27 protein-coding genes, 1 tRNA gene and 1 pseudogene are annotated in these 25708 nt (G+C 69.4%); 13 read left to right on the top strand and 16 right to left on the bottom strand.

What is annotated here, in order from left to right; translation table 11 throughout:
• The first annotated feature begins 52 nt into the window (after nucleotides 1–52).
• Entirely contained in the window at nucleotides 53–739 is a 687-nt protein-coding gene (locus CU044_RS30890; protein ID WP_129772035.1) for a TetR/AcrR family transcriptional regulator, read from the top strand.
• A 106-nt stretch (nucleotides 740–845) separates the two neighbouring features.
• Here the strand turns inward: CU044_RS30890 and CU044_RS30885 are convergent, their stop codons facing one another.
• The gene (locus CU044_RS30885) at nucleotides 846–1394 is read right to left on the bottom strand and encodes a TetR/AcrR family transcriptional regulator (RefSeq protein WP_129772034.1); all 549 of its coding nucleotides are present in this window, start codon (nucleotides 1392–1394) and stop codon (nucleotides 846–848) included.
• A gap of 93 nt (nucleotides 1395–1487) precedes the next feature.
• Between CU044_RS30885 and CU044_RS30880 the strand changes: the two genes are divergently transcribed.
• Entirely contained in the window at nucleotides 1488–2237 is a 750-nt protein-coding gene (locus CU044_RS30880; protein ID WP_129772033.1) for an alpha/beta hydrolase, read from the top strand.
• Nucleotides 2238–2378: 141 nt separating this feature from the next.
• On the opposite strand, the gene CU044_RS30875 is transcribed toward CU044_RS30880, so the two are convergent.
• Nucleotides 2379–2843, bottom strand: a complete 465-nt coding sequence (locus CU044_RS30875; protein ID WP_129772032.1) for a GNAT family N-acetyltransferase — start codon at nucleotides 2841–2843, stop codon at nucleotides 2379–2381.
• Nucleotides 2844–3492: 649 nt separating this feature from the next.
• Between CU044_RS30875 and CU044_RS30870 the strand changes: the two genes are divergently transcribed.
• The 3 genes from CU044_RS30870 (at nucleotide 3493) to CU044_RS30865 (ending at nucleotide 5571) form a co-directional block, all read left to right on the top strand.
• Complete coding sequence (locus CU044_RS30870; RefSeq protein ID WP_129772031.1) at nucleotides 3493–3798, top strand: hypothetical protein; 306 nt, start codon at nucleotides 3493–3495, stop codon at nucleotides 3796–3798.
• A 557-nt stretch (nucleotides 3799–4355) separates the two neighbouring features.
• Nucleotides 4356–4472, top strand: a tRNA-OTHER gene (locus CU044_RS38870).
• A 319-nt stretch (nucleotides 4473–4791) separates the two neighbouring features.
• Nucleotides 4792–5571, top strand: coding sequence for an SDR family oxidoreductase (locus CU044_RS30865; protein ID WP_129772030.1), 780 nt, complete (start codon nucleotides 4792–4794; stop codon nucleotides 5569–5571).
• Nucleotides 5572–6701: 1130 nt separating this feature from the next.
• Here CU044_RS30865 and CU044_RS30850 read toward each other — a convergent pair.
• On the bottom strand, nucleotides 6702–8039 hold the full coding sequence (locus CU044_RS30850) for a PLP-dependent aminotransferase family protein (protein ID WP_129772029.1): 1338 nt from the start codon (nucleotides 8037–8039) through the stop codon (nucleotides 6702–6704).
• 111 nt (nucleotides 8040–8150) lie between these two features.
• Here CU044_RS30850 and CU044_RS30845 point away from each other — a divergent pair, with 111 nt between their 5' ends.
• Nucleotides 8151–8837: a DJ-1/PfpI family protein gene (locus tag CU044_RS30845; RefSeq protein ID WP_129772028.1), complete on the top strand. Its 687-nt coding sequence runs from the start codon at nucleotides 8151–8153 to the stop codon at nucleotides 8835–8837.
• On the opposite strand, the gene CU044_RS30840 is transcribed toward CU044_RS30845, so the two are convergent.
• From CU044_RS30840 to CU044_RS30830, 3 genes are all read right to left on the bottom strand, one after another.
• Nucleotides 8800–9207 (bottom strand): hypothetical protein, encoded by a 408-nt coding sequence (locus CU044_RS30840; RefSeq protein ID WP_345790163.1) that lies wholly within the window; start codon nucleotides 9205–9207, stop codon nucleotides 8800–8802. The genes CU044_RS30845 and CU044_RS30840 overlap by 38 nt on opposite strands.
• 320 nt (nucleotides 9208–9527) lie before the next feature.
• Nucleotides 9528–9968, bottom strand: coding sequence for a VOC family protein (locus CU044_RS30835; protein WP_129772026.1), 441 nt, complete (start codon nucleotides 9966–9968; stop codon nucleotides 9528–9530).
• A 272-nt stretch (nucleotides 9969–10240) separates the two neighbouring features.
• The gene (locus tag CU044_RS30830; RefSeq protein WP_129772025.1) at nucleotides 10241–11632 is read right to left on the bottom strand and encodes a Mucin-2; all 1392 of its coding nucleotides are present in this window, start codon (nucleotides 11630–11632) and stop codon (nucleotides 10241–10243) included.
• 226 nt (nucleotides 11633–11858) lie between these two features.
• Here CU044_RS30830 and CU044_RS30825 point away from each other — a divergent pair, with 226 nt between their 5' ends.
• Nucleotides 11859–12599, top strand: a complete 741-nt coding sequence (locus tag CU044_RS30825) for a VOC family protein (RefSeq protein ID WP_129772024.1) — start codon at nucleotides 11859–11861, stop codon at nucleotides 12597–12599.
• Between the two features lie 262 nt (nucleotides 12600–12861).
• On the opposite strand, the gene CU044_RS30820 is transcribed toward CU044_RS30825, so the two are convergent.
• Both CU044_RS30820 and CU044_RS30815 read right to left on the bottom strand, forming a co-directional pair.
• Nucleotides 12862–13584 carry a VOC family protein gene (locus CU044_RS30820; protein WP_129772023.1) on the bottom strand — a complete coding sequence of 241 codons (723 nt, stop codon included), beginning with the start codon at nucleotides 13582–13584 and terminating at the stop codon, nucleotides 12862–12864.
• A 129-nt stretch (nucleotides 13585–13713) separates the two neighbouring features.
• Nucleotides 13714–14331 (bottom strand): annotated as a pseudogene (locus CU044_RS30815) (TOPRIM nucleotidyl transferase/hydrolase domain-containing protein).
• A 477-nt stretch (nucleotides 14332–14808) separates the two neighbouring features.
• On the opposite strand from CU044_RS30815, the gene CU044_RS30810 reads away from it, so the two are divergent.
• Nucleotides 14809–15744: a MerR family transcriptional regulator gene (locus CU044_RS30810; RefSeq protein ID WP_129772022.1), complete on the top strand. Its 936-nt coding sequence runs from the start codon at nucleotides 14809–14811 to the stop codon at nucleotides 15742–15744.
• A gap of 647 nt (nucleotides 15745–16391) precedes the next feature.
• Here the strand turns inward: CU044_RS30810 and CU044_RS30805 are convergent.
• Together CU044_RS30805 and CU044_RS30800 are read right to left on the bottom strand one after the other, a co-directional pair.
• The gene (locus CU044_RS30805) at nucleotides 16392–16724 is read right to left on the bottom strand and encodes a hypothetical protein (RefSeq protein WP_129772021.1); all 333 of its coding nucleotides are present in this window, start codon (nucleotides 16722–16724) and stop codon (nucleotides 16392–16394) included.
• Nucleotides 16725–16917: 193 nt separating this feature from the next.
• The gene (locus tag CU044_RS30800) at nucleotides 16918–17154 is read right to left on the bottom strand and encodes a hypothetical protein (RefSeq protein ID WP_129772020.1); all 237 of its coding nucleotides are present in this window, start codon (nucleotides 17152–17154) and stop codon (nucleotides 16918–16920) included.
• A 225-nt stretch (nucleotides 17155–17379) separates the two neighbouring features.
• Here CU044_RS30800 and CU044_RS30795 point away from each other — a divergent pair, with 225 nt between their 5' ends.
• From CU044_RS30795 to CU044_RS30785, 3 genes are all read left to right on the top strand, one after another.
• Nucleotides 17380–17874 (top strand): GNAT family N-acetyltransferase, encoded by a 495-nt coding sequence (locus CU044_RS30795; protein WP_129772019.1) that lies wholly within the window; start codon nucleotides 17380–17382, stop codon nucleotides 17872–17874.
• Nucleotides 17875–17977: 103 nt separating this feature from the next.
• A complete protein-coding gene (locus CU044_RS30790) occupies nucleotides 17978–18706 on the top strand; it encodes a hypothetical protein (protein ID WP_129772018.1) in 729 nt (242 codons plus the stop codon).
• Nucleotides 18707–18893: 187 nt separating this feature from the next.
• A complete protein-coding gene (locus CU044_RS30785) occupies nucleotides 18894–19556 on the top strand; it encodes a DUF402 domain-containing protein (protein WP_240045957.1) in 663 nt (220 codons plus the stop codon).
• A 207-nt stretch (nucleotides 19557–19763) separates the two neighbouring features.
• Here CU044_RS30785 and CU044_RS30780 read toward each other — a convergent pair whose 3' ends face one another.
• The 3 genes from CU044_RS30780 to CU044_RS30770 form a co-directional block, all read right to left on the bottom strand.
• Nucleotides 19764–19955, bottom strand: coding sequence for a hypothetical protein (locus CU044_RS30780; protein WP_129772017.1), 192 nt, complete (start codon nucleotides 19953–19955; stop codon nucleotides 19764–19766).
• Nucleotides 19956–19997: 42 nt separating this feature from the next.
• On the bottom strand, nucleotides 19998–20258 hold the full coding sequence (locus tag CU044_RS30775; RefSeq protein ID WP_129772016.1) for a hypothetical protein: 261 nt from the start codon (nucleotides 20256–20258) through the stop codon (nucleotides 19998–20000).
• A gap of 148 nt (nucleotides 20259–20406) precedes the next feature.
• Nucleotides 20407–21591 carry a M20 family metallopeptidase gene (locus CU044_RS30770; RefSeq protein ID WP_240045956.1) on the bottom strand — a complete coding sequence of 395 codons (1185 nt, stop codon included), beginning with the start codon at nucleotides 21589–21591 and terminating at the stop codon, nucleotides 20407–20409.
• Nucleotides 21592–21850: 259 nt separating this feature from the next.
• On the opposite strand from CU044_RS30770, the gene CU044_RS30765 reads away from it, so the two are divergent.
• On the top strand, nucleotides 21851–22735 hold the full coding sequence (locus tag CU044_RS30765; RefSeq protein WP_129772015.1) for a LysR family transcriptional regulator: 885 nt from the start codon (nucleotides 21851–21853) through the stop codon (nucleotides 22733–22735).
• 214 nt (nucleotides 22736–22949) lie between these two features.
• Here the strand turns inward: CU044_RS30765 and CU044_RS30760 are convergent, their stop codons facing one another.
• The 3 genes from CU044_RS30760 to CU044_RS30750 are packed head-to-tail and all read right to left on the bottom strand — an operon-like array spanning nucleotide 22950 to nucleotide 24950.
• Complete coding sequence (locus CU044_RS30760) at nucleotides 22950–23864, bottom strand: haloalkane dehalogenase (RefSeq protein ID WP_275670239.1); 915 nt, start codon at nucleotides 23862–23864, stop codon at nucleotides 22950–22952.
• The gene (locus CU044_RS30755; RefSeq protein WP_129772013.1) at nucleotides 23857–24261 is read right to left on the bottom strand and encodes a TIGR03618 family F420-dependent PPOX class oxidoreductase; all 405 of its coding nucleotides are present in this window, start codon (nucleotides 24259–24261) and stop codon (nucleotides 23857–23859) included. Before CU044_RS30755 ends, CU044_RS30760 begins: the two co-directional genes overlap by 8 nt.
• Entirely contained in the window at nucleotides 24258–24950 is a 693-nt protein-coding gene (locus tag CU044_RS30750; protein ID WP_129772012.1) for an NAD(P)H-binding protein, read from the bottom strand. Before CU044_RS30750 ends, CU044_RS30755 begins: the two co-directional genes overlap by 4 nt.
• 76 nt (nucleotides 24951–25026) lie before the next feature.
• Between CU044_RS30750 and CU044_RS30745 the strand changes: the two genes are divergently transcribed.
• Nucleotides 25027–25683: a TetR/AcrR family transcriptional regulator gene (locus CU044_RS30745; RefSeq protein WP_129772011.1), complete on the top strand. Its 657-nt coding sequence runs from the start codon at nucleotides 25027–25029 to the stop codon at nucleotides 25681–25683.
• Nucleotides 25684–25708 lie beyond the last annotated feature (25 nt).

Genomic DNA, 25708 nt, shown 5'->3' with positions numbered 1-25708 from the left:
AGGGAGCACTGTCGGTTCAAGAGGGCGCACCGTTGACTTATAGGGTGGGCGCATGGTCACTTCACGGCAAGTAGCACGCGAGCAGATGATGCGTGACATCGTGCGTGTGGGACGCGAGCACCTGGCAACGGTACTTCCGGCCGACCTGTCCCTACGGGCCGTGGCCCGGGACATCGGAGTCGTCCCGTCGGCGCTCTACCGCTATGTCCATGACCGCGAAGCGCTCATCACCCTGCTGATCGTCGACGCGTACAACGAACTCGCCGACGAGGTCGACGCGGCCCTCGCGGCGGCGTCGAGCCTGTCGTACCGCAAGCGGCTTGAGGTGGCAGCACTCACGGCGCGCGCCTGGGCCGTTCGTGAACCGTCCAGGTTCGCCATGCTCTACGGCACACCGGTGCCCGGTTACGCGGCTCCCGGCGACCAGACCGTGGAGCCCGGCACGCGTTTTGCCCTCGCTCTCGCCGGACTGGTCGAGGACGCCTGGCAAGCGGGCGAGTTGAGAACGGTGGAGGCGCCGCTCAACCCGGCTGTCCGCGCGGATATGGAGCGATTGCGGGGAGTGTTCGGTTTCGAGATGCCGGTGGGCAATGTCTCCCGCGCCTACGGTCTGTGGTCCGCGGTCATCGGCGCCATTCTCTTCGACGCCTTCGGCCACTACGCGGCGGATACGCTGAGCGATCCCGAAGAGTTCCTGCGTGCCCACACCAATGGCCTCGCGGACACTGTAGGTCTCTGATCGAGCCGGCCGAACTCCGTCGTTTGTGAGAGAAGCTCACCACCTCCTGGAGTTCGAAAACTCGTCTGGGCCACGCGAGACGCGGGGCGTGAGCAGTCGGCGCCGTCTACGGGCCGGGGCTCAGAGAGAGGCCGCCCTGGAGGATGCGGAGGTAGGCATCGGCCGCGGCGTCCTGTCGGTCCGCCGGATGCTCGTTGACGGCGTGGATCAGTCCGCACAGGAGCTTGAGCAGGTTCTCGCCGGTGAGAGCGGGAGCCGGCTGAATGCGTTCGAGTAGGCGGGAAGCGGCCGCGCCCAGTTCGGCCTTGGCCTGGCGCAGGGAGTCCGTCTCGTCGGTCGCGGTGATCAGGATGTCGATGAGGCCGGGCTGCGCGAGGGCGGCCGAGAGTGCCGTATGGAGGAACCCGATGAGGGCTCGGACGGGCTCCGGGTCTTGCTCCGCCTCGGTCGCCACGGCGACGAGGCCGCGTACGGAGTCCTCCAGGATGGCCTCCAGCATCGCCCGTTGGGTCGGAAAGAGCCGGTAGACCGTCCCGACCCCTACGCCGGACCGGCGCGCGAGCTCGTTGAGGGTGAGTGTGACCTCTCCGGTGGCGATGGCGCGGTGGGCCTCGTCGAAGATCCTCTGCCTGTTCCGTGCGGCGTCGGCCCGCATTCGTCCTCCCTCTCAGCGCTAGGTGGATAGGTTATCAGGTTGATGTTACGGTGAAGTGGATAACCGATCCAGTTACTCGTTGGGGGAGTAGTCATGACCGTCGTATTCGTGCACGGAGTGCCGGAGACACCGACCATCTGGAACGACATCCGGCAACGGATCGAGCGGCCGACCGTGGCCCTGCGGCTGCCCGGCTTCGGCAGCCCCCGTCCGGCCCATGTGCGAGACAAGGAGACCTACGCGGCCTGGCTCGCCGGCGAACTCCGTGCCATAGAGGGGCCGGTCGACATCGTCGGCCACGACTGGGGCGCGCACCTCACGATGCGGGTCGTCTCCGCCTACGACGTGCCGGTACGCACCTGGGTGTCCGACGTCGCCCACGGCTGGCATCCCGACTACCAGTGGCACGAGGCGGCCACCTTCTGGCAGAAAAGCCCGGAGGGTGAGGAGTCGCTCGCCGGACTGCGCAAGTCACCCACCACCAGCGGCCCCACCTTCGGCGACCTCCTCCGCCCCCGAGGCCTGGGTGCCGAACTCGCGAAAGAGATCGATGAGGTCCACGACAAGGAGATGAGCGCCGCCATCCTGGCGCTCTACCGCTCGGCCTGGCCCAACTTCCACGCCGACTGGGGCAAGGACTTCGACCGTCCCGCCGCCGCCCCGGGACTGATACTGGCCCCGACCGGTGACCCCATGGCGCAGCCCTCGCAGGACCGGGACATGGCCGAACGGCTCGGGGCCCAGCTGACGGAACTGGACGGCCTCACCCACTACTGGATGCTCCAGGACCCCGAACGGGGAGCAGACGTGCTGCGCCGCTTCTGGGCATCACTCCCCAGCTGAGGACCTCAGCCTCCCCAGATGCCGAGGCGCCCACTCGAACCTTCTCCGGTGACGGTTCGGATTTCGGCACCGTCATGGAGCGAGAGCCGGCCCTGCACCTGCCGGCCGCCGGTCTCGGTACGCGACGACCGAAACCCGGGTTCAGTCCAGTTTCAGCGTGCCCACTGTTTGGTCTCCGCTGGTCTCGCCCGTTGGCCGGAAGCCGAGCGCCAGGTAGAAGCCTGTGGGGCCATCGGGTCCGGGATGCCAGGTGGTGGTCAGGCGTGTGCCGCCTCGGCGCCGGATCTCGGTGGCTACGGACTCCACCGCGAAGCGTCCGTAGCCTCGGCCCTGCTTTCCGTCCGCGATGTTGAGACGCCAGAGTCCGGAGCGGAAGTCGGTGCCTTCGCCGGTCCAGTCGATGTGGAAGAAGGCCATGAGGAACCCGACTGTCTCGTCGCCCTCGCAGATGAGCCGGGGCCAGGCGATGCCGGGGTGGACGTATGCCTCGGCGAGCGACTTCACCACGGGTGCCACCAGGTGCTCCTGGTCGGAGCGGACCCTCAGGTTGATCGCGGCCCCGAAGTTGTCAGGGGTGATCTCTTGTAGGTGCAGCGAAATGGGCATGTCCGCACTGTAGGCAGGCACTGCAAGTGAATTTCGCGGCGTGTTATCCATGGTCAGCCGACGGGCCGCTGCATCTTGGTCCAGTTGTCGGTGCGGGGGTTCAGCGGGCTTCGCTGTGCTGCGGCAGCCTTGGCTCCCCGGCGCCGCAAGACGGACGCGGGGATATCGACGGACGATCGGCGGTCCAGCCCGGCAACAGGTCCCGCGCGTAGGCGGAGTCCGCTCGGACCTGCGTGAAGGGTGACGGGGAACGGGCAGTGCCCCTTGCCCGTACGGATGCGTCGGCGGAGCTGGTCGCGGACGAAGAGCACCACTCCGGTCCGGTTTCATCGGCGGAAGAAGCCGTCAGGCGAGGGGCCGTTGAGCGACGAACGTTGAAGCCCGGTACAACCATCCGCTCCGGCCGCGGGTCACAGCTCGTGTGAGGAAAACCGTTCTCAGGGACACGAGGGGACATCGCCTGCGCCCGCGTCGCGGCGGACCTGACCGAGAAGCGCGTGGCGGCCCTGTCGGAACGCACCAAGACGTCGACCATCTGGACCGCCCCGGACAGCGGCCTGCTGGCCCTCACGAATCCCGGAGACCGGTCGTGCTTCTGTCGCTTCTCCCGTCGCGGCAGGGACCGCGTTTCGCACTCCTGGAAACCGGCGTGACGCTGTTCGCCGCCCTCTGCTGGAGAGCGCTCGCCTTCGCGATGTACGCGGAGGGCTACGACCTCGACGAGAGCGCCCCGGTCCAGGTGACAGGCGACGACGACATCGCGGCCCTGGCGCTGCTGTTCGGGCTCTCGGTTGCGCTGACCTGGCTGCTGCGCCTGGTCCCCTGGTACCCGTTGCGCACCGCCGCAGACTCGGTCATCGCCCTGCGCCTTGTCGCGGTCGTGCTCCTGTCCGCGGTGATGTTCGTGGGCTTGCTCACCGGCATCCGCCTTCCGCTGGTGGGCTGGAGGATCTGAGTTCGGCAGTTCACCCGTGATGGTGCGAGCGCGACTGCCGCCGCCTGCGCCAGAGCGCCTGCCACGACCAGGCGTTGGCGGGGGCGCGACCGCGCCAGACCCTGCCGGCGGCGAGTGCGGACAGTCCGCCCCAAGACTCCGGTGCGTCTGGCACCGGCCTACGATCAGCGCATGAGCACTGTGCGCCGTCAGCTGGGGAGCGGCCCCCGGCCCGTACCTTCAGCGCCCACTCCGGCAGATCTCACGGGTCCCCGCCGTATCCGGGCAGCCGAAGCTGACGTCGAGTCGGTCCCGCTGTCCCGGCCCGGCGAACTGGAAGGCCTCGCGCTGTTGCGTGAGCGCGGCGTACTCGGCCCGCCTGAAGACCGGTAACCGGGTGACGTGGTCGGCTTTCGCCGGTCCGTTCCCTTCATGCGAGCCGGGCGGTCAGGGGGTCGGTTGGCCCGTGGCAGGAGGCCGGAGGCAGGAGGCCTTCCAGTTCCGGATAAGGGTTCGTCTGCAGAGGTCGATATCTCTACTCTGAGCGGAACGGGTCAGCGCGCGTTCCCGCAGGCTGCGGTGGTGTGGCAGAGCGGCCCATTGCGATCGGCGTGGGGAGGCCCCCTCAGGTCGACTGACGGAGACGGGGCGGGCCTGCCCGTATCCGTCCGCGGGTTCGAATCCCGTCGCCACCGCAGCCGCCCCGCACTTGGACTCGCGTACGGAAGTACTCACGGACCGTCCACAGAAGTTGGGCCAGAACCGTGGAGTGCAGCAACTCCGGCAACGGTATCGATAGCCGGCTCGTGCAATGGGGGCGAGATGTACCGCTGTTGGAGGTGCAAGCAGAGGCTGGGCCGATTGGCCGCGTCGAGCTGCGGTGCCCCGACAGAGACCTCGTACGCACCGTCCAGTCCTTGAGGCGGCCGACACATCCGGTCGCGGAAGTGACTGCTGGATCTGAACACTGCCCCGACCACTGGCGCCGGGGACTCGCCGTCTAGGGTCCCGGGCATGACCTCGCAGACCTATCTCTCGGAACTCTTCTCGCTGGACGGACGGGTCGCCGTGGTGACCGGCGGCAGTTCCGGTATCGGCCGCGCTATCGCCGGGGCCCTCGCACGTGCGGGGGCGAGTGTCGTGGTCGTGGCGCGCGGGGAGGAGGAGTTGGCCGCGACGGTCGGCGAGCTGGCGGCCGACGGCTGCCGGTCCGCCTGGGTGAGCGCCGACCTGGGCACGCGCGAGGGCGTGCGCGCAGCGGCCGAGCAGGCGGCGGAGGCATTCGGGGAGCCCGACATCCTCGTCAACTCCGCCGGGGTCAACCTGCGGCCCCCGATGGGTGAGCTGAGCGTGGAGGTGTGGGACACCACGATGGCGGTGAACCTGGAGGCGCCCTACCTGCTGGGACAGCGGTTCGGGCCCCGCATGGCGGAACGGGGCTTCGGGCGGATCATCCACATCACCTCCCAGCAGGCGCACAGGGCGTTCGTCCAGAGCGGCGCCTACGGCGTCTCCAAAGGGGCGTTGGAGTCACTGGCCCGTTCGCAGGCCGAGACGTGGTCGCCGTACGGCGTCACCTGCAACACCCTTGTGCCGGGCTTCGTCATGACCCCGCTCAACGCACGGCTGTCATCTGATCCTGAGAAGGTGGCGGCACTGGCCGCTCGCACCATGGTGGGGCGCAACGGTCTGGCCGATGACTTCGCGGGCGCGGCGGTGTTCCTGGCGAGCCGAGCCTCCGCCTATGTCACAGGGCAGGCGATCTTCGTCGACGGCGGGTTCTCCGTTCACTGAGCCGGCACCGGGGCGCCCGGTCACCGAGCAAGCCACTCGATAGGCCGACGGACAGGGGCGGACCGGTCCGCTCGGTGATCAAGTGGATCTCTGGGTATTCCACCTCTCTTGGGTGATCGCATACTCGACTGCGCGCAGATCGGTGCCCGGAGGCCAGTCACCGGCGTCCGCATGGAATGTACGGACGCACTGCAACCCGCCGGCAGCCATCGTCGCCCGGGAGACGTTGTTGTCCGCCGCTGTCATGGCGAAGATCCGGAGCAGCCCGAGGTCTTCGAACCCGTGCCGGATCAGCTCACGACCGGCAGAGTTCAGGATCTACGGGCGCAGGGTGTGCGGAGGCAGGGCACCTCGGCGATCGTCTCCGGGGACGGCTTGGAGCAGCGGCGCACAGTGTCGACTGGGTTGATGGAGACGGCGGCTGGCTTCGGCGAGAACGGACGGGTCGGGAGTGGCCCGTCCACCCGCTGCATTCCTCCCGGCCGACGTGGTGCAGGGTGGATGCCATGCTTGCCGATCATCAAGAGTGCGACGTGGTCGTCACGGCCGTAGCCGCCGCGGGGACCCTTGTTCACGCGGACGGGTACGAAGGTTTCATCGACCGGACCAAACACTCCTCATGGTGGTCGGACACGCCCCGCGCCGCGGTCGGCGACCGGATGCGCGCGGTGGTACTGGATGCCGCGAGGACTTCGCCGCGGTTCAGCACCCTGCCGAGCGATATACAGATGGCCCGGAGCCTGCGCCATACCGAACCGCTGGCGCGTCTCTGCCCGCCGCCCGGCGGTGGCCGAACCGTGAAGTGGGCCGCCGTGGAGGAGACGCTGGGCATCGCCCTGCCGGCCGACTACAAGCGGCTCGTCCAGAGGTATGGCGGTGGGCTCTTCGCGGGAGTGATCTGGCTGCTCGAACCGGGCTGCCCGGATGCGAGGTACGACCTGGTTGTCCAGACCGCGGAACGCGAGGAGATCCTCGCCGAGCTCTGGGAAGCGGGCGAGGAGAAGCCGTCGGAACACGTGGTCGGAGCGCCGCCGGTGTCCATGGCGAGCTTCCCGCCGAGCGTGCCCGGGAAGACGCCGAGCTCGGTGAGGTCGTGCACGAGGACGAGGGTCTCGCGCGTGTTGAGGGGTTCAGGTGGAGGCGTCCTCGATGGCGAATCGTCGCACTGTACGCAGCGTCGACTGGAGACTGTCCAGGTCGGTCGAGCCCAGAGCGAGGCGGATCGCCTGCGGTGTGTGCGTCGAGGTGGAGAACGGCTCGGCCGTGGTCACCAAGATCTGCCGGCGCGCGAGGGCGGCGGTCAGGCGATCGGCGCGTGCGTCGTCGGGCAGCGGCAGCCAAGTGAAGTAGGACGAGGGGTGGCTGACGAGTGGTAGGCCCGCCAGTTCTTGTCCGGCGAGTGACTGGCGGGTCCTGGCGTCGTCTCGTTTCTGCGCTTCCAAGCGGTCCACCGTGCCGTCCTCGAGCCAGCGGCAGGCGATCGCGGTGGTGAGGGCGGGGGTGTTCCAGGTAGTCGCCCGGATCGCGCGTTCGAGAGAGGGCACCGCAGAAGACGGGGCGACGACGAAGCCGACCCGCAGGCCGGTGGCGACGCTCTTGGACAGTCCCGAGACGTAGACGGTGATGTCCGGCGCGGTCGCGGCCAGAGGCGGTGGAGGGTCTTCGACCAGGTAGGCGTAGGAGGCATCTTCGATGATGAGCAGTCCGTGCTGTCGAGCGAGCTCGATCAGGCGGGCTCGGTCGGTTGCCGGCATGACCCAGCCCAGAGGGTTGTGCAGGGTGGGCATGGTGTAGATCGCGCGCACCGGGCGGGTCGCGCACAGCCTCTCCAGGGCATCGAGATCCGGCCCGTCGGCGGTTGCGGGTATGGGCGCCAGGTCGAGATGAAAGGCATGCGCGAGCACCTTGAAACCCGGGTAGGTGAGTGCGTCGACCGCGACGACGTCGCCGGCGTTGAGCGAGGCCATGACGGTAACGGCCAGGCCGTGCTGTGCGCCGTTGGTGATGAGGACCTGATCCGCGTCGGTGGTGATTCCTCGACGCCTCAGGTGTCGTGCGATCGAGGCTCTGTCCTGGGGACGGCCTCGGTGTGGTTGGTACCGCAGCAGCGTGTCGAGATCCCCGGAGGTGGCCACCTCTCGCAGTGTCTGCCGGAGGAGATCGGCTTGCCCGGGCAGCGACGGATAGTTGAAGTTGAGGTCGACCGCGTCCGAGGCGACGACCTGTTGATCGATGCCGTGACCGGCGGGAACCGCGATATCACGCACGAAGGTGCCGCGGCCCTGTTCCCGGCTCACCAGACCCATCGTTTCGAGCTCGGCGTACACCCGGGTCGCCGTCACCACGGCGATGCCCTCACGAGCGGCGAGCCCGCGGTGTGTCGGCAGCCGCACGCCCGCGGCGAGCCGTCCGGTACGGATGTCGGATGCGAACGCGTCGACCAGCGTTTTGTAACGCGGGGCTGCCATGCGCCGAATTGTATCCATGACAATTCTTTGACTGTCCTGTTCGTGGGTCCTTACCGTTTCGTGGGTCCTTGCCGTCAGGACCCACCCCACTCATACCGAAGGACAGCCGCCGTGCACATCGCCATCCTCACCTTCGAGGGCTACAACGAACTCGACTCCCTGATCGCGCTCGGTGTGCTCAACCGCGTCAAGACCGACGACTGGCGTGTCACCATCGCCACCCCCAGCCCCAAGGTGACGTCGATGAACGGGGTGGTCATCGAGCAGATGTCCACTCTGGAGGAGGCGTGCGCCGCCGATGCCGTCATCGTCGGGAGCGGCATCGCCACCCGCGAGGTCGTCGAAGACCCGGCGGTCATGAGCATCCTGCGCGACCTGGATTCCTCGCGCCAGCTCCTCGCGGCGCAGTGCTCCGGCGCGCTCGTGCTGGCCAGGCTCGGCCTGCTCGACGACATCCCCGCCTGCACCGACCTGATCACCAGGCCCTGGGTCGTCGCCGCGGGCGTTGAGGTGCTCGACCAGCCCTTCTACGCCAGGGACAACATCGCCACCGCCGGCGGCTGCCTGGCCTCGCACTACCTCGCCGCATGGATCATCGCCCGCCTCAAGGGCAACGACGCCGCCGACAGCGCGCTGCACTATGTCGCCCCGGTCGGCGAGAAGGAGGAGTACATCGAGCGCGCCCGGCGCAACATCACCCCGTACCTGCCCGCTCCCGCGGCCGGGTCGCCTGCAAGTCCGCCCGGTGATCCGATGGGGACTACGATCTGGCGATTTCCTGCCGGAGCTGACGGGTGAAGCGATGCAGAAGGTCCAACGTCTCTCGGAACTCGGCCCTGCGATCGTCCCTGCCGTCGGCGGGCCGGGTGCTCCAGACCCGACGCGCGAGAGCATCGGCGAGGTCGACGGTGTCGCCGGCACAGAGCAGATAGAGGGCTGAGCGTGCTTCCTGCATCCGGTTCGCCAACTCATTGGCTCCGGGACCGTCGTCGCTCAGCTGTGCTTCCTTGAGGTAGTCCAGTAGCTGAACCACGGCCGTGTTGAAGCCGATTCCGGCTTTGAGTTTCTGTTCGCGAAGCCACATGTGGTCCTGTCGGCGCGCGGTGAACCACGAACCGAACAGGACCCCTACGAGGCCGATAGCGGCCCCGATGGCGACGGACAGGATGTCCCCACGGACGGTTCCCCCCGGACGTCAGCGATGTCAGTGATGTCAGGCTACAGAGGCCGTCGGAGCCGCCGCACTCGGTGAGCGCGGTCACCTACCAAGAGCTTCGCTGATCCGTGGCGTTGGAGGTCGAGTTTGCCTTTGAGGGAGTCGTTGACCTACTCGATGAGCCGGCGGACGGGTTTGAGCAGGTGTGCCCCGGGCCGGGCCTGGAGGTTTCGGTAGCTCGGCCGTAACAGGGTGGCCTTGGGGCCGTCGATGTCACGGCGCACGGTGCGCGAGGTGATGCCAGGACGGCCGCAAGGTTCGGTTCCTCGTTCTCAGCGCAGTTGCTCGGCCAGTCCGATGATGATGCCCTCCGGGCCGCGGACGTAGCAGAGCAGATAGCTGTCCTCGAACCGGGCGATCTCGCCGACGAGTTCGGCGCCGTGGGGGCGCAGGCGGGCAACGGTGTCCTCGATGTCGTCGACGGCGAACATGACGCGGTGCGTGCCCAGAATGTTGTGCGGCCGGTTGCGCGGCCCCGTGCTGATCGCCGTGGGGCTGCGGTACTTCGCCAGTTCGAGCCGACTGTGACCGTCCGGGGTCCGGACCATCGCGATGTCACAGTGGACGCCGTCGAGTCCGGTGCACTGGTCGGCGAAGAGGCCCTCGACCTCCGCCCTGCCCTCCAGCTCCATACCGAGTTCCACGAAGAACGCGATGGCGGCATCCATGTCCTCGACGACGATGCCGACGTTGTCCATCCGCTGAATCGCCATGCTGGTTTCTCCTTCTTCCTCTTCTTCCTCGTGCGGCCGGTGGTGGCCGCTGATGTCCCTGGGACGGAGCCGGTGGCACGTTCTCGACATCCGCGGACCGCCGGACTCCGAAAATTCTGGATCGCGCCTCAGCATCGCTACAGCAGACCCGCGAGCCGGGCGCCACCACCGAGGGTGAGTGTGGCGCAGGTGGCCCCTCCCATGAAGACGATCAGCCGCAGCGTGCCGTCGTGTCGGCGGGCGGTGCAGGGGCCGGGCGTTCTGCTCGGCGGTCAGTCGGGAACGCCGGCCCGGTCAAGGACAGCGGCCATCTCGTCCTCGGGGAGCGCCGGGTTGGCTCCCGCGCTGGAGGCCAGTTCAGGGACATGAAGCGCCTCACGGAGCCGGTGGAACGGGAGGCGCGGATCACCGGCCGCCGCCTGGCGTGTCCAGACCGCGGGGTCATGGCTGAGCCGTTCGATCAGCGTGGGCGAGGCGGCCGGATCCCGGACGGCCAGCCGGCGGTAGTTGCCGTCCGGGTGGTCCGCGTAGCGCGCGGCGAGACCCTCGCGGGGAAAGCGGGGGTGCGTCTCCGCCATCCAGGCGGAGAACGTGCCACCGAGCCGCGCGTACACACGCATCAGGACCTCCTCCGGGGTAACGGGGTGGTACATGCCCAGGAGGTCCTCCACCAGCGGGTCCTCGGTGCGTGCGAGCAGGTGCATGAGGTCGGGTGGCAGGTGGGGGCTCTGGGCGACGGTGCGCCGGAGCAGCGGGTGGGCGGAGGTCGCGGCCCGTCGCAGCACCTCGGGGTCGGCGAGGCCGTCCCGTACCCACTCCACGTCCCCCCTGGCGAAGGCCTCCACTGTGAAGTCGATCGACATGCGTCGTGTCTCGTCCAGTTCCGGCCTGAGGGAGACCGCGAGCCGTACGGCCTCCTCGGGGTCGACGGCGAGCCGCTCCACGAGGTCGGTGGGCAGCGACGGGTTCTCGGCGAGGGCGGCCAGGTGCGTCCGCTCGGCGACGCACCGTTCGGCGTCGGCGCGGTGGAGGAGCCCACGTCGCAGCGCCTCGGCGGCGGACTTCGGATCGCGGAGGAGTTCGGCGGTGACGCGTGCGTCCCCCCGGCACTCCCTCAGCGCGGCGGCCTGCCGCACCTCGGGGTCGGGGTCGGCAAGCAGCGCCGACCGCTCGCCCGGCGGCAGTCTCTCCCACGCGCGCACCGCGCTCCGGCGCGCCGCCGGGTCGCGGTGCGTGGCCAGCGAGGCCAAGAACGACGGCACCAGATGGGGCGAGTCCAGCAGGGCCGCCCGTACGGAACGGTCGGGGTCGTCGAGCAGGCGGGCGCACACGTCGTCCGGCAGCGGCGCGACCGTCGTACGCGGGTCGCGCCACTCGGGTCCGTACGCGAGAGCGGCCCGCACCTCGGCGGAGGGGTCGTCCGCGAGCCGGGCCCGCTGCGCGGGCTCGGCCCTGGCGCTCATCGCGAAGTCGATCCGCGCGCCAGGATTCGGGTGTGCCAGGATCACCGCGACGGCCGGCTCGGGAAGTCCGGCCCGCTGGAGGGCGTGACGGGGCGGGCCGTCACCGCCGCCGTCGAAGGCGAGCAAGCGCAGCAGCAGCGGTGTCGGCAGCGCCGCGTTGCGGGCGACTCCGTCCAGCGCGGACATGTGGAACGCGACCATGATTCCCCTACCCCTTATCCCTGTGTCTTCGTCGGCTGTGTCTCCGTCGGCTGGTCCGCGACCATGATCACCCCACGCCCGTCAGGCCGTCCGGCGGTCGGCCGGTCATGACCGGCCGGACAGCACCGAGTTGGCGAGCTGAGCGTTGCGGCTGGTGGGCGGGTTGACCTCTGTGTGGCGACGGTGCCTGCGGATGTCGTTGCGAGCGGTGCATAGGATCGCCGGCATGACACTGCGACCTGTCCTGGTGAACATAAAGGCGCTTGACGACTCGGCGGTCGGCCGGTTCTGGGCGGGGGCGCTCGGCTGGAGCGTCGCCGGTGAGGGGTCGGGCGCGACCGCCGCCGAACCCGTCGGCTTCGACTGGCTGGACCCGGTCGGTGTCTGCGTTGACGTCGTTGCCGTTCCGGAACCCAAGACGACGACAAAGAACCGTGTGCACCTCGATCTCGCCACCACCTCCGCGGCCCATCAGACGGAGTTGGTCACACGTCTGAAGGCTCTCGGTGCGAAGCCTGCCCACGTGGGCCAGGGCGATGTGCCGTGGATGGTCCTTGCCGACCCGGAGGGCAATGAGTTCTGCGTGCTGGAGCCTCGGGAGATCTACCGGGACACCGGGCCGATCGCCCGGGTGGTGGTCGACTGCGCGGATCCGCGGGCCATGGCCCGGTTCTGGGACGAGGCGATGGACTGGACCCTGCACGAGGTGACCGACGACCATGCCGTGTGGCGGTCCGCCAAGGGGGTCGGCCCGTATCTTGAGTTCCTCCGCTCGCCCGATGTGAAGACTGTGCCGGACCGCGTCCATCTTGACCTGGTGCCGGAGCCCGGTGACGACAAAGCAGCGGAGGTGGCCCGGCTGGGGTCTCTCGGTGCGACCGATCTCGACGTCGGCCAGGGCGACGTCCCGTGGACGTGTCTTGCCGACCCGGAGGGCCACGAGTTCTGTGTCCTCGCCCGGTCCTGACGCGGAGCCTTGTCCACACCCCGACACCTGAACCTCGTGTGCTCATGCGCCACCACTCCGGGTGGGCGGGTTGCGGAGTCCCGGTCGATCCGGGCGGCGAGAGCTTGTGTGTCGGGTCGCGATCAGCTCGCTCGCCAACCACACCGCTCAACTCTCCGACGGGAGTGCTCAGTCACAACTGCTCGTCGCGGTGGATGGAGTGTCCTTCGGGCGGAGCAGGGACGCAGCTCGCTGTCCCGGCGACGTGCCCCCGCTCCGGGGCTTATCGGGGGGTCAGCACACAGAACTCGTGACCGTCGGGGTCGGCCATCACCACCCAGTTGACGTCCCCTTGGCCTATGTCGATGCGCGTTGCCCCGAGGGAGGCGAGCCGGTCGACCTCCGTCTGCTGGTCACTGCCGGCCGGTGGAGCGAGGTCGAAGTGCAGCCGTTCCTTCCCCGTCTTCGGCATCAGGGGTGGACCACCCCACGTGACCTTCGGACCACCGTGCGGTGAGCGGATCGCGGTCTCCTGGTCCTGGTCCCAGACCAACGGCCAGCCCAGCGCTCGGCTCCAGAAGTACCCGGTCTCCTGCGAACCATCGCCCGCCAGCGCTCCGATGAATCCGCACTCGGCGAGGAAGCTGTTACCCGGCTCGATGACACAGAACTCATTGCCCTCGGGGTCGGCGAGCACCACATGTCCCTCCTCCGGGCGTTGGCCGATGTCGATGTGCCGGGCGCCGCGTTGGATCGCCCTCTCCACCACCTGTTTCTGGTCGTCGAGGGACGTGCTCGTCAGATCGAAGTGCATGTGGTTCTGGCCTGTCTTCCGCTCCTGGGTCGGGAGGAAGCGGAGCCGGAACCCGGTGTCATCGCTGGGAAGCAGTGTGATGCCGTCGGAGGTGTCATCGGACGTCTCCCAGCAGAGAAAGTCCGCCCAGAAGCGCGCGAGACGGAGCGGGTCGTACGCATCGAAGCAGAGCGCGTGCAGGTGAGAAGTCATCCGTAGATCTCCCGGTAGGGGCAGGCGGGTCGTGCTGGAGCCTGCCCAGCCGTTGCCACCCGGTCAACTGATTAAGCCCCGCGCTCGTCTGCCGTCGAGCACGCTCGAAACGGGAGTCCGTATACGCCCTCACAAGTTCGCGAAGAGGCCGTCGAGCGGGGCCGGTGTCCGGTCCGGGTGCGAGGGGCCTCCACAAGGAGACGGCCGTAGCGGATCTTGCGGCCCTTCTTTGTGCCGAGGAAGCGCCTCACCTGCTGATGCCGACGCCGGTCGTGCTGTGCGGGCTGGCGCTGGAAGGTCTGCCAGGCGCGGAAGTCGCCCTCGGCGCGGAGGATTTCCTCGACTCCTGCCGTGCCGAGCGCGCGGATGAGTTCGTCCTCCAGATCCGCGGTGCATACGTAGATGTCCTGGAGCGGTGCCTGGGCCCGTGTCAGGCCGCGCTTGTAGAAGCCCTGTTCGCCCTCGTCACAGAGTCCTGTCGCGCAGACCGAGGCCGGTTGGCCCGAGGAGGCCGGCATAGCGGCCGACGCTCATCGCCCCGCCCATCGGCACGACACATACTCCCCCGGCGGCCAGGTCCCGGCCACGTCGGGCGGCCAGCGCCACAATGGCCGCGAGATCGCTCAGCCCTTCCAGGAGTACCGCGGTCCGTGCCGCCAGGCTTTCCGCCAGATCGCGCGCCGGCCCGTCGGGACCGCCCGTCGCCCGGCTGGTGACCGCATCCTGGAACGCTCTCATGTCCGCCATGGGGCGAGTCGGCCCGTCCACCGGTGGCACGGCACGGGATTGTTCGACGGCCTCAGGGGCTGTGACGGTCCTCAGGCCCGGTCAGCACCACCCCAAAGCGGAGTGTGATCCGCTACACCGCTCGGCCGGACACAACCTGCGCCACTGACAACTGGGCACCAAGCCACCTCGGCTGCTGGTTCCGCTTGACATGGTGCAGAGAAGGTTCCTGACTGGATGGGGAGGCGACCCGGTTCGACAGACTTGCGGTTCGGTTCGAGGCGACGGTTCGGGTCGCGGCGATTCGTCAGTGGCTGTGAACCCTCGGTCTGCCGTCGTGTGGATGCCCCGGCAGGAAAGGACGGGCCTGGGGTTATTGCGGAGGAAGGGCGCGTTTCCTGGCATTGGCGCGGGCGGTGTGGATGGGGTTGCACCTTCCGTAGCGGCATGTGGTCCTGTGGACCTACGTCCCGGTCCCTTGAGGAAAGGTCCCTGCTCATGCATTCGTCCTTCATGCCACCCCGCCAGGTCAAGATCGGTGACGCGGCGGCCTTCGTCGGCAGCACGCCGCGGGCGATTCGCCATTACCACGAGATCGGCCTGCTCCCCGAGCCTGAGCGGGGCGGCGATGACCGCCGCCGCTACGGGTACGAGGACATGATCCGCCTGCTGTGGATTCGCAAGATGGCCGACGCCGGGATCGCCCTGGACGACATCCGTGACGCCTTTACCCCCGGCACGGCTTCCGCCGGTGCGGACAGCGCAGACGGTGCCGGTGCGGACAGCGCAGACGGTATCGCGGGCATCCTGGAGCGGTTGGAGGAAACGCTCGCCGAGCAGGAGGCGGAATTGCGGCGGCAGCGGACCGCCGTGCAGCGGATGCGCACCGAAGGCAGCCGGATGGGCCTGCTCTCCGACTTCGTCACCGACCGCCTCAAGAGCCTGCCCGAGGGCTCCCTGCGTCAGGCGGACCTGGACAGTCTGCTGGTCACCGAGCGGATCTTCGGCCCGCTCGGTGCGGCCGTCCAGGCCACCCGCTTCGTCGTCCTGGCCACGCATCCCACTCTGCGGGAGGACTCCGACCGCATCGATGACGCCGAGGATGCACTCGATGACAGCGTCGCCGTCGACGATCCGCGGGTGGTTCAAGTGGCCGTCGAGCGGCACGCCTTCGAGAACGCCCTGCATGCCGTCATCGAGGAGTCCGGCCTGGGGAAGGACGACGATGCCCTCTTCGACGCCTGGGACACTTTGCACCCCGCTGCCGCCGATGACGGCGAGGACGAGACCGACCTCAGCTCCGGCAGGCGGGAGGCTGACTCCATGAGCGCGTTCGAAGCCATCGGCAAGATGCCCTACGACTTCTCCCCGGCCCGCCTGCGCTGTATGGAACTGGCCGAAGACCTCTCCGCCCAAGACTCACCCGGGACCTGAAACACGGCCTGAGCCCAGCTGGGGTGGGCGCCCCTCGTTGTCCGCCCTAGCCTGGTCCATGAAGAAGGCTCCTTCGTGGGAGACCGGATTCACCACCGTCGGCGGCCTCCTGTGACAGCAGAGGGCCGCCGCCTTGTCAGGCAGCGGCCCGCGGTCGCCCTGGCTGCCCCATGGTCGACCCGAGAGCCTTCTCAGACAAAGCCACGCGCCCACCGCATGCCGAATGGCGGGCCACCCAACTCTGCCTCGGGACAAGCCACTTCTTGCCTTGACCAGCGTCTTCCTTTGAGCTGGACGAGAGGCATTGCCCTCCGCGCAGTGTGGATCATGGTGGGAACCCTCGGAGTCCTCAGCAGCTGTGGATGACCTCGAGAACCACACCGATTCATCTGCTACGAGGCACTTCGTGTCCAAGTCGGCGGCGAAGTCGGCTACGGGGGGACCGAGTTGCTCGCCGCAGACCGAGGTCGTCGTCGGGGACGATGGTTTCATCGGAGCGATGGAGCACAACGCCTGCTCTGCGTGCAGCGACTCCGTGACCGACGCGCCCATGCCAGAGTCCACATACGATCCGCAGCGAACTCTGACCCATACAGGCCTGTCCGGCGGATCAGCGTCGTGGCCCCAGCCGTTGCCACGGACGGTTGTTATCGGGCCGGCGCTCTGTCCGTGAGGTCGTAGCCGCCCTTGATCACCTCGGCGTCGGCGGCCGGCGTCATGCACGTGCTCAGCAGCGGCTCGCCGTCCTCGGTGCCTCCGGAGAGCCCGATGCGGCTGGGACCGCTGCCCTTGCCCTCTGCCACGTAGAAGCTGATCCCCATGCGGACATGCCGCTTCAGGTAGTCGTCCCAGGCACCGGCGTTCCCTCCGGTGCGCACGAGGCGCCCGGTCACGGTGGCGGTGGGGCCACCGCTGGTCAGGCAATCGACCTTGAAGTCACCCCAGTTGACCAGCTCGGGCTCCCCGTTGGCGGCCGGCATCCGGTGGTAGATGCGGAAGGTGCCGCCCTCTTAGGCCGACCGACCGACCGACCGGCCGGCACGGCACCGGTGCCGCTGCGTCGTCGGAGGGTGTGGTGATGACCCCACCGTAAACAGTTCCGCAGCGGTGGGAACGGGAAGGCGACAGCCCGTGAGCACTGCTGGACCTGCCATGTCCGGCGACCCGGAGCGCTCATCGCGTACGTACGTCGCTGCCGACCGCCACGGGGAGCTTGGTGACGGGCCTGAACCGCCCGAACAGCGACTCCCGGAGCGCCGCGCGTCCTACGGTGTCCGTCGGCGTCGGCCCCGACGAACCCTTCGACAGCGACACCGCGAACCGTGCCTTGCTGAAGGACGGTTGGCAGGTCGCCCGTCCCTGGACGAAGACACCACCGTCGGAGGAAGCCCCGTACACCGCGACCGTCACCCCAGCCCGAACCATGTGCTTCCGGTTCGGCCCGCTGCCGGGTGGGCAACTCGTCTGCTGGAGACCGGTGTATGCGGAGCTCCAGGAGGCCGCCGTCGGCCGGCATCCGGCCTCTCATCGCCCGGGAGCAGGCCATGGCCGTTCCCCGGCTTCGAGGACGCCATCACCGCGTGCCCGGCCCCCGATCCCTGCTGACCGATTCACCGCGAAGGAGCTGATCACCGCATGGTGACCCTGCGCGCCCTGGGCCCCGACGACGCCCCAGCCCTCACCCGCATCTACCGCGGGGCCTCCATCCGGCACACCACCGGCAAACCTCTCACCCTTGACCAGGCCCACGAGAAGATCCGCACCGCCCTCGCCCGAGCAACCGAAACCCCGCGCGCGCAGTGGAGCTGGGGCATCCTCGACGAAGCCGGCCTGATCGGTCTGATCGCCCTGCGACGACGAACCCGGTCCATGGGCACCATCAGCTACATCCTCAGGGAAGACAGCTGGGGCCACGGCTATGCCACCGACGCTGCCAACCAGGTCGTCTCCGTCGCCTTCACCACCGCCGGTCTCAACCGGCTGGAGGCCATGCACCACCCCGACAACCCAGCCTCCGGCCGCGTCCTGATCAAAGCCGGATTCACCCACGTCGGCACGTCCGACCGCCACAGCGACGACGGAACCGCCATTTCCTACGAGCTGTACGCCATGGAGCACGACAGCACCTGAGGACAGCGACCACGCGGAGGGTCCGTGCCGCCTTCCCGTACGGACCCTCCGCACGTCCCACGCGGCTACGCCGTAGCCCACTCCAGCCGGGGAGAGGCGAGTCGTGCCGATCCCCCGCCACGAGGGCCTCGAGCTGACCATGCGGCATCGTCTACGACGCGCGAGAAGGTCACGTTCTCAAACCGGGCCGGGCCTGACGTGGGCCCTCTACCGCCGCGCCCACGACCGGGTGAATGCGGGAGGCGCCGCGTGCGGGGTATTTGGCTGGGCGGCTGGACACCCGGCCCGGCCGGGGCCGCCGGTAGCGGCGGGGGACTCTTTCGAGGGGAATGGTGGACACAATGGGCGGTCTGAAGAGGGCCTGGGTGGCAGCGGCTGCGGCCGTGGCGTTCCGGCCGGTGCCCTCGGTGGCGTTCCGGCCGGTGCCCAGGCTCCGTTCTTTCGCCAGTTCCAGAATCAGGCGAACCTGCAGTATCTGGCCGGGACCGCCAAGGACGGCTTGTTCACCGAGGCCCGCGTGCTGGATGCGTGGCGACTGAAGCCGATGGCGGGAACCGGAGGGGTCGTGTACCAGATCCAACGGGACGGGACCGACAACTGCCTCAAGGCGGTGGCCGCCGACAAGGCCGAACTGGTGCCCTGCACGGCCAACCCCGGTAAGCCGCAGAGGTGGAAACTGAACGCCACGCCGGGCGGGGAGACCCTGATCGAGAGCAGGATGTACCCGGGGCAGGTGCTTACCGCCTTCCCTTCCGACTGGTTGAGCACGGTCGGGCTCGCGGTCAACAAGGAACGCGGCCGTCACTACTGGCGCGTCATCGACAGTCAGTAGCCACATCCCGAAGCCCGCGCGAAGCAGCAGTCCCGGTCGAGGCAGCCGGTTCTCCCGCTTCCGCGCCTGACCCGGGCAAGCCCAAGGTGCTCCTGGGCAGGCCCGCGCGTGGTGGCTTGCCCAGGGTCCGGGATCGCGTTGAGCTGCTGCCGTGCCGGGTGTCCCGGCCGGGATGGAGGAGGAGACGGTGCATGCATTCGAGGCAGGGCGAACGGTCGTGCGGCGCGATGTGCACCGCAGCGGCCGGGTGTGGACCGAACTGGCCCTGCGCGTCGTCGCCGACACCGACCAGGCGCTGGTGACCGCGTGCACGCCAGGAGCGGAGGCCCGGTGGCCCGCCCTGTACGCGAAGGCCCGCGCGGACGGGGAGCGTTCGGTGCGCACGGAGGCGTTCGAGGCGATGGCGAGTGGCCGGTGGGAGCTGGCGGCCACGGTGTGGCAGGAGACCGACCTGCTGCTGTGGAAGCCGCCGGCGGCCTGGTTCAGCATCAACGCCTTCTTCGTCCCCGACGGTGAGGGGCGCCGGCTGCGGAACTGGTACGTGAACTTCGAGCACCCCACCCGTCGCCGCGAGGCCGGGTTCGACACCTTCGACCTCACCGTCGACCTGGTCGTCACGCCCGACCTCACCCGCTGGGAGTGGAAGGACGAGGACGAGTACGCGCACGTGCGGCGTCTCGGCATCGTCTCCGACGCCGAGCACCGGGCCGTCGACGATGCCCGCGCCCAGGTCCTGGCGATGCTCGACGACCGCGCCGGTGTCTTCGCGCACGCGCAGCGGTGGGCTGCCTGGAAGTGGGAGCCGGCCTGGCCCACACCGCGTCTGCCCCGGCCCACGGCGGACGGGTGAGCAGAGCGCAGCGCATGGACGGTTCCTGCCGCGCTGTAGGGTCGCTTCCCCACTGTCCCTTTCTCGTTGACGGTGGCCTTTGTCCGGCCCAAGGGACAGCGCGGTGGGACGAACTCGTTGTCCGGCGACAAGGCTGCGGGCGCAGCGGCTGCGGCCACGTCTCATCGAGGTCCGCCAGGGCGTCGACTCGGTCGGCACGTGCCGCTCTCAGCGAATACCGTTCTTGGCCAGCTGGTTCAGCAGAGCCTCCACCAGGGGTGGCTTCACGCCCGGCGCCAGGAACGCCAGGGGCCTGAGGCCGTGCCGTGCGATCTCGACCCGGTGGAAGGTCATGAAGACGGACGCGCCGCTGAGCCGGTTCAGTTCGGTCACCTCGCTCCACGCCACCGCGTCCTGCACGCCGCCGAACAGATTGGTGACGACCAGGCCGTCCGTGTAGAGCTAGCACCGCCTCAGTCCGAATCTGGCGGACGTACGACGCCATGCCAGCATGAGGCCGAACAGGACGACCACCACCGCTGTCATGACGGCGCCCTTGGCGAACGCCGCCGGGGGCGTGATGGCTATCAAGCAGACGATGATGACGACGTACAACATCACGCCGACCCGCCGCGCCATCTGCGCCAGGCCGCCTCCCACCCCCGCTATGGGATAACTGCCGAGCTTCTCGCCGAGGCCGAGCCCGCCCACACCCTGTCGCACGATGAATCGTCTCCCCTGGAGCACAGCCATGATCTCCCCATCGATTCGGACCGGCCATCAGCCATCAAGGTGCGGCTGACGGGACGGCAGCAGCAGCGGTAACGGCATCACCGGATTCGAGGGGCTGAGAGAAAGTCCCAGCCGCGTTTCACACAGAGCCACGCCGGTCACGGCCGGGCCGGCGCCGTGTCCCCATGATGAGCCGCGTCCGCATGATGAGTTGAGCGAGCAGACGGGTGCGGGGGACCATCTGCCCGACCTCGACGTACTCGCTGTCCGCGTGAGCTCCACCGCCCACGGCGCCCAGGCCGTCCAGCGTCGGACAGCCCGCAGCCGCGGTGTAGTTGCCGTCCGAGGCACCGCCGACGGCGATCCCCCGCAGCGGTTCCTGGCCCAGTTCCGCAGCGATCTGGGAGGCGAGGGCGAACAGCTCGGCGGAGGACTCCGGCTCCATGGGCGGCCGTTGGCTGCCGCCCAGCACCTCCAGCCGGGCGCCGGGCGCCCGCGGTGTGAGCCCCCGCATGAGCGCGTCGATCCGGTCCTGCGCCACCGCGGTCGGCACGCGCACGTCCACCGACACCCGCGCCAGCGCGGGCACCGTGTTGCGCGCACTGCCGGCCGACAGCAGGGTGGGCGTGACGGTCGCGGAGCCCAGGACGGAGTCGGCGCCGTCGACGTCACCCATCGCGGCCCCGAGACCGGCGATGGACAGCACCTGGTGAGCGGCCTCGACCGCGGCGTTGATCCCCTTTCGCGGTTCGAGACCCGCGTGCGCCGCCCTGCCGTGCACGACGACCTCGTACCGCGAAGTGCCCTTGCGGGCGGTCTTGAGCGCACCCTCCTCGTTCGCGGACGCTTCCAGGACAAAGGCGGCCGCGCACCCTCGCACGGAGTCCTCGATCAGCTGCCGGGAGGTCGCCGAGCCGACCTCCTCGTCCCCGTTGACCAGTACGCCCACCCCGTCCAGGGACGGGAGCGAGGCCAGGGCATGGAACATCTGCACCAGGCCCGCCTTCATGTCCAGGACCCCGGGGCCGCGGGCGATCCCGTCGGCCACCGACCAGGGGTGGCTCTCGATCGAGCCCATGGGCCACACCGTGTCGTGGTGTCCCACCAGCAAGACCCGCGGGGTGCCGAACGTCCACCGCAGATGGGTCACACCGTCGATCACCATCGTCTCCGGCCCGGTTCCCAACAGCCTCCTCCCGAGTGCGCCCACGACCTCGGCGCTTCGCGCCACCGCCGCGTGGTCGGCCGAGAAGGACTCGCAGCGCACGAGTTCCTCCAGATCGGCCAGCATCGCCGGCAGCGTGACAGCGGCTCCCCGGGTCATCGGTCCCGTCCCATGCCAACTCCCCGGCGTGCTTCCCGTCGTGACGACACATTTCCCCCTCGGTCTTCATGGGCAGCGGTGCGGCGGGGCCGTTCCCCCTGCGAAGTCCCGCCGTGTGAACGACGTTAGGGCGGGCCAAGGCATTCCACCAGCGACTGGATTGCATAGGATCCATGCAGCTGGAGAATGGGTCGTGGGTCGTGGGTCGTGGGTCGTGGGACGACTGGCGGCGCCCGGGGGATCGTGAAGGGGGAGGGACGTGTTCGAGGTCGACGCGCTTCGGCTGCTCGTGGCCGTTGCAGAGACCGGATCGTTCACCAAGGCGGCGGTCCGGCTCAACTACACGCAGTCCGCGGTGTCCCGGCGTATCGCCGCGCTGGAACAGCAGGCCGGCGGACCGCTGTTCGAACGGCTCCCTCGGGGCGTACGGCTCAATCCCGCCGGCCGTACGCTGCACCGGCACGCCATGGAGGTGCTCGACCGGCTCTCGCGGGCGGCACGGGAGCTGGCCGCGCTCAATGCGGGGAACGGCGGACTGCTGCACACGGGAGCCTTCGCCACCGCCAACATCTCGCTCGTGCCCACCGCCCTGCGGGCACTCCAGCACGCCAGGCCGGATGTCGAGGTCATCGCGGTCGAGGGCACGACCGACACGCTGATGGAACGCCTCGCGGACGGGGCATTGGACCTCGCTGTCGTCAGCGACTACCCGTCCGGTCTGCCGTCGGCCGACGGTGTCACGACGACCGAGCTGTGCGAGGACGAACTGTTCGTGGCCCTCCCGCGCGCGCACCGCCTGGCCGGAGCCCTGACGGTCGACCTGCGTGAACTGCACGACGAGGCATGGCTTCACAGCGCGTACGGCGACCGTCCTACGATGCTCGCCGACGCCTGCGCACGGGCGGGCTTCACCCCCAGGAAGATCATCCGGATCGCGGAATGGTCCGCCAAGTTCGGCTACGCGGCCGCCGGACTGGGGGTGGCGCTGGTCCCCTCGCTAGCCGCACGGGCGGTCCCCGACGAACTCGTCCTGTGCCGCCTCACCGACCCGGCCCTGCGCCGGACCGTCCATGTGGCGCTGCCCGCTGCCCCACTACCGGCGGCACTGACACTGCGGGATCTGCTGCACGACGCCGTCGACTGAACCAACGGATCCAGGCCGCCGCGGCCTCCCCCCTCTCGTGACGACACCGGGGCAGGGGCGGCGGGCGAGGACGTCGTCGATGGGGGAGGCGTCGGCGACCCAGGTCGCGGCGGTGGGCGCGATGAAGCCGAGCACGGACCGGATGTCGTCCGTACGTCCGTCGGTGGCAGTGTGATTGGCCCGGGGCGAGCGGCATCGCCGTGATCGAGGGCGCCTATCGGCGTGTCAGTCCGTGACGGTCGGCCCAAGCGGTGATCGCTGCGGCCAGTTCCTCGGGACGGTCCTCCGGGGAGTGGTGGCCGGCCGGGCCGTGGCGGGAGACCTCCAGGCCCGCGATGTGCTCCTCGCACCAAGCCACGGCTCCTTGGTCGGTCATGGCACCGGGGCCCGGCTCGAACGCGGCGAGGAGTTTGGGGACTCCGGGGCTGGCGGCCAGCCAGGCGTCGTAGCGTTCGACACGGGCCACGACGTCGGCGGGCTCGGCGTCCAGCGGCATCATGCGCGTCCACGCCAGTACCGGGCGGCGGCTGTGCGGGGTCGGGAAGGGGCGATGGTAGATCTCCAGGTCAACGGGGTCGAGTGGGGTGGCGAGCGTGTCCGGGAGCCCCTGGATGAACAGCGACTTCTCCAGGATCATCTCCTCACCTACCCCAGGGGTACGCAGGAGGGCGAACAACTTCCTTCCGGCCGCTGGGAATTCGTCGCCGACCAGCGGTTTGATGATGGTCTCGGTGAAGGCGAGGCCGCGGACGCGGCCCGGGAGGCGCGCGGCGCGGTCGAAGGCGAGCGCGCCGCCCCAGTCGTGGCCGACGAGCACGGCCTCGGCAAGACCGAGGGCATCGAACCATGCGTCGAGGTAGCGGGCGTGGTCGTCGAAGGAGTAGGCGAGGTCGGGCTTGCCGGAGTCGCCCATGCCGATGAGGTCGGGGGCCAGAAGTCGGCGGCCGGGCGCAGCCACGCCCGGCAGGACGTTCCGCCACAGGTGGGAGGAGGTGGGGTTGCCATGGAGGAAGACGAACGGCAGCCCGTCGGGGTCGCCGGACTCGCGGTAGTGGAGGGTGGAGTCGAGGACGGGGAGGGTGGGCATCGCGGTGTCACGTCGCTTTCGTACAGGGGGATGATCAGAGATTGAGGCTCAGGACGCGTTCGACGGAGATCTCGACGACGACCATGTCCGGCGGGGTGGGCGGGGCCGCGTGGTAGCGGGCGGCGTAGCGGCGGACCGCTTCGGCCAGGCGTGCGGGGTCGTCGGTGACGGCGGCCCGGCCTTCGAGGGTGACCCAGCGGAAGCCGTCCGCCTGGCAGAGCGCGACGCGGGCCGCCGGGCCGCCCGCCGCCACATTCAGGGCCTTGCGGGCCCCGGCCCTGGTGGTCACCCGGGCAAGGCCGGTGGCCGCGTCGAAAGTGAAGCGGACGGGGGTGACGTGCGGGGTGCCGTCGGAACGAAGCGTGGTGAGGGTGGCTGTGTGGAGGCGGGCGAGGAACGTCCGTGTGCCGAGGGGGAGTTCGACGGTGGCCCGGCTCACCTCTTCTTCACGCCCTCGTTCCAGATCAGCTTGGCGATGTTCGGCTTCACGGCCGTGGTGATGACGCCCATGGCCGTGCGGCTGTACCGCTCCTCCTCCAGCTCGCGCAGCATGCTCGCGGCGAGATCCACGCGGGCGGTGAAGACCCCGTCGGCGCTGGTCTCGGCGGTGCGGTAGTCCGTGATGGCGGAGTGCTCGAAGAGGCCCGAGGGCCGCACGAGGGTCCAGTCGAGGTCCGTCCGACGGATCACGCCCTCCATACGGCGCATGTCCTCGTGGAGGGTGCGGCCGAGGCGTCGGTTCACCAGGGGGTCGAGCACGTGGTTGAAGAAGTGCGCTCCGGTGGGCCGCCAGTTCGGGTCGGCGATGCTGGAGCTGACGGTGAGCAGCCGTGTGATGCCGTGGCGGGCCATGGCCCCGGTGATGGCGGTGGCGCTCGCCGAGTACGTGGTGACGGTCTCCTTGCTGAAGCGCGCGCCCAGCGCGGAGAGCACGGCGTCCGTCCCGCCGATCGCGGCGTCGACGGCCGCCGGATCGGTGGCGTCGGCGACGGCCACGGTGAGGCCCGCCCGCGCGGGGAGGGAGCCGGGACGGCGGGTCACGGCGACGACCTCGTGGCCGGCCGCGAGGGCCTGGCCGGTGAGGTGGCGGCCGGTCGGTCCGTTGGCGCCGAAGACTGCGATACGCATGATGTCGGGGCATCCCTTCGAGTGGTGTGCGGAACGCCCTTGACCTTGCCGATCACGAAATGCAGGCTCAACGCTGATGAATAACGCCGCCCCTGCCCCCGCCCGTACCCGAGGCCGCCCACGAGGCAAGCCGCCGACCCGCGAGTCGCTCGTCTCTGCCGCCCGCACACTGTTCCTGGAGCGCGGCTACCGGCGCACCACCCTGCGCGCGGTGGCCGGGGCCGCCGGGGTCGACCCGGCGCTCATCGCGTACCACTTCGGCTCGAAGAAGGGCCTGTTCGCGGACGTGATGCAGTTCCAGTGCGCCAACGCGCTGGCGGTGGACGACGTCCTCGGCGGCGACCCGGCCACCCTCCCCGACCGTCTGATCGACGCGGTGACGGACCTGTGGGAGGACGCCGACTTCCGCCGGCTCACCGCCCAGGGCGACGAGGCCGCCGAGGTGATCCGCGAATACCTGGAACACGAACTGCTGGCCCGGCTTGTTGAATTTCTGGGCGGCCGGGACGCGACCGCCCGCGCCACGGCCGTGGTGACGATCCTCGGCGGCCTCATCTACACCCGCTACCTCAACCCCCTTCCCACCCCCGCCGCCCTCACTCGGGCCGAGACCCGGCAGGTCCTTGCCCCGGCACTGCGCGCGGCGCTGACCCCGAGGCCGCGCATCGCGGAAACCGCCAGAGCAGGCCGTCGGGGCTCGCCGTCCTCCGGCGGAGGCGCCGTCCGGCCTTGACCACCGCGGCGCGTCCGGTGCGATC

This window comes from Streptomyces sp. L-9-10 (assembly GCF_004151105.1).
Classification (GTDB): Bacteria; Actinomycetota; Actinomycetes; order Streptomycetales; family Streptomycetaceae; genus Streptomyces.
This window is presented reverse-complemented; position numbering and strand designations above follow the sequence as displayed.

What these genes read in the sequence shown, in the direction of transcription:
- CU044_RS30890 (WP_129772035.1), top strand. Translation starts at nt 53, where the DNA reads ATGGTCACTTCACGGCAAGTAGCACGCGAGCAGATGATGCGTGACATC.
- CU044_RS30885 (WP_129772034.1), bottom strand. Translation starts at nt 1,394, where the DNA reads ATGCGGGCCGACGCCGCACGGAACAGGCAGAGGATCTTCGACGAGGCC.
- CU044_RS30880 (WP_129772033.1), top strand. Translation starts at nt 1,488, where the DNA reads ATGACCGTCGTATTCGTGCACGGAGTGCCGGAGACACCGACCATCTGG.
- CU044_RS30875 (WP_129772032.1), bottom strand. Translation starts at nt 2,843, where the DNA reads ATGCCCATTTCGCTGCACCTACAAGAGATCACCCCTGACAACTTCGGG.
- CU044_RS30865 (WP_129772030.1), top strand. Translation starts at nt 4,792, where the DNA reads ATGACCTCGCAGACCTATCTCTCGGAACTCTTCTCGCTGGACGGACGG.
- CU044_RS30850 (WP_129772029.1), bottom strand. Translation starts at nt 8,039, where the DNA reads ATGGCAGCCCCGCGTTACAAAACGCTGGTCGACGCGTTCGCATCCGAC.
- CU044_RS30835 (WP_129772026.1), bottom strand. Translation starts at nt 9,968, where the DNA reads ATGGCGATTCAGCGGATGGACAACGTCGGCATCGTCGTCGAGGACATG.
- CU044_RS30830 (WP_129772025.1), bottom strand. Translation starts at nt 11,632, where the DNA reads ATGGTCGCGTTCCACATGTCCGCGCTGGACGGAGTCGCCCGCAACGCG.
- CU044_RS30825 (WP_129772024.1), top strand. Translation starts at nt 11,859, where the DNA reads ATGACACTGCGACCTGTCCTGGTGAACATAAAGGCGCTTGACGACTCG.
- CU044_RS30820 (WP_129772023.1), bottom strand. Translation starts at nt 13,584, where the DNA reads ATGACTTCTCACCTGCACGCGCTCTGCTTCGATGCGTACGACCCGCTC.
- CU044_RS30810 (WP_129772022.1), top strand. Translation starts at nt 14,809, where the DNA reads ATGCATTCGTCCTTCATGCCACCCCGCCAGGTCAAGATCGGTGACGCG.
- CU044_RS30805 (WP_129772021.1), bottom strand. Translation starts at nt 16,724, where the DNA reads ATGCCGGCCGCCAACGGGGAGCCCGAGCTGGTCAACTGGGGTGACTTC.
- CU044_RS30795 (WP_129772019.1), top strand. Translation starts at nt 17,380, where the DNA reads ATGGTGACCCTGCGCGCCCTGGGCCCCGACGACGCCCCAGCCCTCACC.
- CU044_RS30770 (WP_240045956.1), bottom strand. Translation starts at nt 21,591, where the DNA reads ATGACCCGGGGAGCCGCTGTCACGCTGCCGGCGATGCTGGCCGATCTG.
- CU044_RS30750 (WP_129772012.1), bottom strand. Translation starts at nt 24,950, where the DNA reads ATGCGTATCGCAGTCTTCGGCGCCAACGGACCGACCGGCCGCCACCTC.
- CU044_RS30745 (WP_129772011.1), top strand. Translation starts at nt 25,027, where the DNA reads ATGAATAACGCCGCCCCTGCCCCCGCCCGTACCCGAGGCCGCCCACGA.